At 46.9% G+C, this 1,040-nt stretch carries 1 protein-coding gene; it reads left to right on the forward strand.

Annotated elements, in window-relative coordinates:
- Window positions 1-1,040: sodium:proton antiporter (locus A3735_RS07750; protein WP_197485747.1), on the forward strand; the 1,040-nt coding region annotated here is incomplete at both ends.

The following is a 1,040-nucleotide window of genomic DNA, read 5'->3' on the forward strand; positions in this document are numbered from 1 at the left end:
GGTTCGACCTTGGTGTTGGGGGTCGTCTTAGGCTGCTCTTCAGGTTATTACTTGGGGAGAGCATTAAGAAGTCATTGGTTACCCCAGTTCTTGCAAAATGCCGGAACACTGACGTTTATGTTGGGTATCTTCGCATTTTCTAACTTTTTGGTTCACGAGTCGGGTCTTTTGACAGTGACCATTATGGGGATCTGGCTGGCGAACATGAAAGGTGTGCCGGTTGAAGATATTCTCGAATTCAAAGAGTCGCTCAGTGTTCTTCTGATCTCGGCACTATTTATATTGCTTGCGGCAAGAATGGATCTGAGTATGGCTACTGCTTTGGGCTGGAATGCTCTGTGGGTAATTCTCATACTAATGCTGGTGGCCAGGCCTCTTTCGGTTTGGTTAGCCGCGGTCAAAACAGACTTGAGCTGGCAGGAGAAAACCTTTTTAGGCTGGGTTGCGCCAAGAGGCATTGTCGCTGCGGCGGTGTCAGCGTTATTTGCTTTTAAACTGGAGCAAGCAGGGCATGCCGATGCGGGTGCCTTAGTTCCGATGGTGTTTTTGGTTATCGTTGTTACTGTCATTATCCAAAGTATTACCTCAAGCCCTTTGGCGGGCTTGTTAAAGGTTAAAGAGCCGGATGATAATGGCTTTCTATTTATTGGTGCGAACGCCGTGGCGAGAAATTTGGCAAAGGCTATGATCGGCAAAGGTGTCACCGTTATTCTGACAGATACCAGTTGGGAAAATGTCAGGGCAGCGCGAATGGACAATCTGCCAGTCTATTATGGTAACCCCGTTTCAGAGCATGCTGAAAATAACCTGGATTTAACCGGGGTTGGTCATATGTTGGCTATCTCGCCCTATAAACAGTTGAATACTTTATCGACCTATCATTATCTGGACTTAATGGGTGTTGGGAGTGTTCTTGGTTTGCCTGAAGGTGATCAGGATGTGCGCGCTAGTCATCAATCGTCTGAAAAATATGTGCGAACACGAAATCAGTTTGACGAGGGAGCGACCTTTGCAAAGTTAGCGAGCTTGGTAAGTAAAGG

This window comes from Oleiphilus sp. HI0061, from assembly GCF_001635675.1.